This is a genomic window from uncultured Photobacterium sp. (assembly GCF_947502415.1).
Classification (GTDB): Bacteria; Pseudomonadota; Gammaproteobacteria; order Enterobacterales; family Vibrionaceae; genus Photobacterium.
This window is the reverse complement of the sequence record NZ_CANMZV010000053.1, coordinates 1-5095: the sequence shown is the minus strand read 5'-3', so window position 1 is coordinate 5095 and position 5095 is coordinate 1. Positions and strand designations below refer to the sequence as shown.

At 48.6% G+C, this 5095-nt stretch carries 5 protein-coding genes; all 5 read left to right on the top strand.

Annotated features, from left to right (window positions below):
- The first annotated feature begins 280 nt into the window (after window positions 1-280).
- The 5 genes from lolB to ychF all read left to right on the top strand — a co-directional run bounded on the left by lolB (window position 281) and on the right by ychF (window position 4718).
- Window positions 281-922: a lipoprotein insertase outer membrane protein LolB gene (lolB, locus tag Q0852_RS23210; protein WP_299022713.1), complete on the top strand. Its 642-nt coding sequence runs from the start codon at window positions 281-283 to the stop codon at window positions 920-922.
- Window positions 923-940: 18 nt separating this feature from the next.
- Complete coding sequence (gene ispE, locus Q0852_RS23205) at window positions 941-1804, top strand: 4-(cytidine 5'-diphospho)-2-C-methyl-D-erythritol kinase (protein ID WP_299022710.1); 864 nt, start codon at window positions 941-943, stop codon at window positions 1802-1804.
- Between the two features lie 34 nt (window positions 1805-1838).
- Entirely contained in the window at window positions 1839-2786 is a 948-nt protein-coding gene (locus Q0852_RS23200) for a ribose-phosphate pyrophosphokinase (protein ID WP_299022708.1), read from the top strand.
- Window positions 2787-2936: 150 nt separating this feature from the next.
- Complete coding sequence (gene pth / locus Q0852_RS23195) at window positions 2937-3527, top strand: aminoacyl-tRNA hydrolase (RefSeq protein ID WP_299022705.1); 591 nt, start codon at window positions 2937-2939, stop codon at window positions 3525-3527.
- 99 nt (window positions 3528-3626) lie between these two features.
- On the top strand, window positions 3627-4718 hold the full coding sequence (ychF, locus tag Q0852_RS23190; protein ID WP_299022702.1) for a redox-regulated ATPase YchF: 1092 nt from the start codon (window positions 3627-3629) through the stop codon (window positions 4716-4718).
- Window positions 4719-5095 lie beyond the last annotated feature (377 nt).

Sequence of the window (5095 nt, the reverse complement as noted above, 5' to 3'; positions counted from 1 at the left end):
TCATAACAAAATGCCTCATGAAGATCTGGTTTGTTAAACTTGATTATAGTTGAGCAACACAGAAGTACAACAGAGCCCTAAATGAACAGGTATGAACACCATAAATTCCCCGCGAAAACTTAACGCACCTCCCACAAAATTACGCACCAACCTGAACGTTCACAGCCATTTCCCACTATTAATATTTCCTTGTAACAATATGAGCAATTCATTGTTGCAATTGGTATTATGGCCCAATAATCGCTATTGTTTGCCTAAACCCATAAGATAATCATAAATTATGCCATCGTTTTCATCTTCACGGCGGTTTCCGTTCTCGATACCACGGCTGCTCGGTTACACATTCTTTTTTTTCGTACTGGCCGGCTGTGCTACCCAACCCACTGTCGTACCGACCGTCGACTGGCAGACACATCAGGCATCACTCCAGCAATTGAATCATTATCAAGCTAACGGCAAACTGGGCTACAGAGGAAAACAACGCTTCGGTGCCAACTTGCTCTGGCGTTCAGCCCCTCAGGCTGACCACTTGCTGTTGACGAACTTCCTCGGCAAAACCCTATTAAAACTTGACGCAACTCCGCTCCGAGTCACCCTGGTATCCCATGACGGCGCAACCCATCGTGGCACCAATGCTTCCGCCCTCATCCGCCAGCTGACCGACATTAATCTACCGGTTGAGCAAATGCGCGACTGGCTGATCGGCCTTCCGACTGCTGCCGACACTTATAAGCTCAACGACGATAATCGCGTGGCATACCTAGCCAAACAAATTGATGACCAACGCTGGCAGCTGGACTACAACGATTACGACACCTCGGTAACCCCGGCCTTACCTAAGCGCATGGTACTTTCGCAGGGGAGCGTCAAGATCACACTCGTTATCAACGAGTGGCAACTACCGAACAAACATCAGCAATAAACAACTGTGAGCAACACTATGATCACTCGTACAACCCGCTGGCCGGCGCCAGCCAAACTCAACTTGTTCCTTTACATCACTGGTCGCCGCCCTGATGGTTATCACGAGTTACAGACTCTGTTTCAGTTTCTCGACCATAGCGACACCCTGACCATCACAGCCAATCACTCAGATGTGATCACCCTTTCACCAGCCATTGAAGGTGTCGCCACTGAGGACAACCTGATTTACCGTGCAGCTGATGCGCTGCGACGTACTGCCGGTATCACCGCAGGAGCAGATATTCATCTGGACAAAATTCTGCCGATGGGCGGGGGCTTAGGTGGTGGTTCATCCGACGCGGCAACCACACTTGTCGCCCTCAACGTCCTGTGGCAGACCAACCTCAGTATTGACGAGCTGGCCGAAATCGGCCTCAATCTTGGTGCAGATGTACCAGTTTTTGTCCGCGGGTTCAGCGCATTTGCCGAAGGTGTCGGCGAAAAACTCCAACCGGCAGAGCCGGAAGAGAAATGGTATTTAGTAGCAAAACCGGATGTCAGCATCGCAACTGTTGATATTTTCACCCATCAAGAATTAACTCGAGATACCGAAAGAAGGTCACTAGATGCCCTAATGGCGGGGATTTACGAAAACGATTGCGAAAAAATCGTTAGAAGACTGCACCCTAAGGTTGATAAGGCGCTTTCGTGGCTGTTAGAATACGCGCCGTCAAGATTGACCGGCACTGGCGCTTGTGTATTTGCTGAATTTAGCACTCAACAAGAAGCCATTGCAACTCTGAAAAATTTGCCTGACTGGCTCCAAGGATTCGTCGCAAAAGGTGTCAACACATCTCCTCTTTTGACAGCCTTGAACGCACATTCTAAGGATAGTCAGTAACTATACAACTTGGACGCAACCTGAGGTTTCCACCGTGCCTGATATGAAGCTGTTTGCTGGTAACGCGACACCAGAACTAGCCCAACGCATTGCTGACCGTCTCTATATTTCTCTAGGGGACGCAACAGTTAACCGTTTTTCCGATGGTGAAGTATGTGTTCAGATTAATGAGAACGTCCGTGGTAGCGACGTATTTATCATTCAATCGACTTGTGCGCCAACCAATGACAACCTGATGGAATTGGTTGTAATGATCGATGCACTACGCCGTGCTTCTGCAGGTCGTATTACCGCTGTAATCCCTTACTTCGGTTATGCTCGCCAAGACCGCCGTGTCCGTTCTGCTCGTGTGCCAATTACGGCAAAAGTTGTTGCCGATTTCCTTTCTAACGTTGGTGTTGACCGCGTTCTTACCGTTGATCTTCACGCCGAGCAAATCCAAGGCTTCTTCGACGTTCCAGTTGATAACGTATTCGGTAGCCCGGTACTGCTGGAAGACATCCTAGCGAAAAAACTTGAAGATCCAGTTGTGGTTTCTCCAGATATCGGCGGTGTAGTACGTGCACGCGCAATTGCTAAGCTGCTGGATGATACTGATATCGCAATCATCGATAAGCGTCGCCCACGTGCTAACGTTTCTCAGGTTATGCACCTGATCGGTGACGTAGAAGGCCGTGACTGCATCATCGTTGATGACATGATCGATACCGGCGGCACACTGTGTAAGGCAGCCGAAGCACTGAAAGAACGTGGGGCGAAGCGTGTATTTGCTTACGCAACTCACCCGGTATTCTCAGGTAGCGCGCCAAAGAACATCAAAGAATCTGTTATTGATGAAGTAATTGTTACTGACTCTATCACTCTGTCTAAAGAGATGGTTGATACTGGTAAGGTGTCGGTTCTGACCCTATCAGGTATGCTGGCCGAAGCGATTCGCCGCATCAGCAACGAAGAGTCAATCTCTGCGATGTTCGAGCACTAATCCGCCAAACCAATCGACCCGGTTCGATTGTACGAAAGCATCCCGACGCCCCGCCTTCCGCGGGGCGTTTTGCGTCCGGAGATATCAATCTTGCGCGGTTTGGTATAACATAGCGCGCGTTTTAAGCCCCCTAAGACTTGAGAGACTAGCGTGAGTAACAATATTCGTCTATTAGTCGGCCTGGCTAACCCTGGTGCCGAGTATGCTAAAACCCGCCACAACGCGGGGGCATGGGTCGTTGAAGAACTAGCCCGAGCCCACAACATTAGCTTACGAGAAGAATCAAAGTACTTTGGCCTCACTGGCCGGATCCAGGCCAATGGCCATGATCTTCGCTTGTTGATCCCAACCACGTTTATGAACCTTTCCGGTAAATCCGTGGCTGCACTGGCGAAATTCTTCCAGATCAAGCCAGAAGAGATCTTAGTTGCACATGATGAACTGGATCTGCCACCAGGCGTGGCCAAATTCAAAAAAGGCGGCGGTCACGGTGGACACAACGGCCTGCGCGACATCATCAGCAAAATGGGCAATAACAAAGATTTCTATCGCCTGCGAGTTGGCATTGGCCACCCGGGTGACAAGAACAAAGTGTCTGGCTTTGTCCTTGGCAAAGCGCCAGCCAAAGAACAGGACAATATCGATGCTGCGGTTGATGAAGCCGTTCGCTGCATGGATATCCTGCTTAAAGATGGCCTGAACAAGGCGCAAAATCGATTACATTCATTCAAAGCTGAATAATGTCTTCACTCTAATATAATATTGCTCTGCCGGTGCGATACTTAACATCGCTATCGGCATAGTTGTTTCACCGAATCATCACCAAAAGGGTTTCAAACCATGGGTTTTAAATGCGGAATCGTCGGCCTTCCTAACGTAGGTAAGTCCACACTATTCAACGCCTTGACAAAAGCGGGTATCGAAGCTGCGAACTTCCCGTTCTGTACTATTGAACCAAACACCGGCGTTGTACCAGTGCCAGATCTGCGTTTGGATGCACTGGCGGAAATCGTCAATCCAGAACGCGTACTGCCAACCACAATGGAATTCGTTGATATTGCAGGCTTGGTTGCCGGCGCATCAAAAGGTGAAGGTCTGGGTAACAAATTCCTGGCAAACATTCGTGAAACCGATGCAATCGGCCATGTGGTTCGCTGCTTCGAAAACGAAAATATCGTCCACGTTGCAGGTAAAATCAACCCGCTTGATGACATCGAAGTTATCAACCTGGAACTTGCACTAGCGGATCTGGATACTTGTGAGCGCGCAATCCAGCGCCAAGCAAAACGAGCTAAAGGCGGCGACAAAGACGCTAAGTTCGAAATCACTGTACTTGAAAAGCTACTACCAACTCTGACTGAGGGTGGTATGGTTCGCTCTGTTGAGCTAGCAAAAGAAGAACTAGCAGCAATCAGCTACCTGAACTTCCTGACAGTAAAACCAACAATGTACATCGCTAACGTAAGCGAAGATGGTTTCGAAGATAACGAATACCTGGACATGGTTCGCGAGCACGCAGCGAAAGAAAATGCTGTCGTCGTACCAGTATGTGCTGCAATCGAATCTGAAATTGCCGAGCTTGACGACGCTGACCGCGAAGAATTCCTTGCTGACATGGGTATCGAAGAGCCAGGCCTGAACCGTGTGATCCGTTCTGGTTATGAGCTACTGAACCTGCAAACTTACTTTACCGCTGGCGTAAAAGAAGTACGTGCTTGGACAATCCCTGTTGGTGCAACTGCGCCACAATCAGCGGGCAAGATCCACACTGACTTTGAAAAAGGTTTCATCCGTGCAGAAGTTGTTGGTTACGACCACTTCATCGAGTTCAAAGGTGAAAGCGGCGCAAAAGAAGCTGGTAAGTGGCGTCTTGAAGGTAAAGATTACATCGTTAAAGATGGCGACGTGGTTCATTTCCGCTTCAACGTTTAATACCGCTTCCGCCCAACAGGGCAAATAGCATAGAAAATTCAGTAAGCCAGCCTTGTTGCTGGCTTATTTTTTATCTCTCTGACAATAAAGTTAAAAGAAGGTAACCTCATCATTCACAGCCTATTAGGCTTAAAAAGCAGCATATCAGTTTGGCATTCACCCATTTCGCCCAAATATCCAGCGAACACGCGAATTTTCTGAAGATATTAAAAAAAACTATTGACGGTTTTCGCTGGTATGAGCATAATGCGCCCCGTTCCCGAGACGACGGTCACTTAGAAAGACCGGAGTTAGGATAACAAAATGGCTACGTAGCTCAGTTGGTTAGAGCACATCACTCATAATGATGGGGTCACAGGTTCGAATCCCGTCGTAGC

Bases quoted from the DNA above. Each gene is read 5' to 3' on its own strand.
- lolB (WP_299022713.1), top strand. From the start codon at position 281: ATGCCATCGTTTTCATCTTCACGGCGGTTTCCGTTCTCGATACCACGG.
- ispE (WP_299022710.1), top strand. From the start codon at position 941: ATGATCACTCGTACAACCCGCTGGCCGGCGCCAGCCAAACTCAACTTG.
- ychF (WP_299022702.1), top strand. From the start codon at position 3,627: ATGGGTTTTAAATGCGGAATCGTCGGCCTTCCTAACGTAGGTAAGTCC.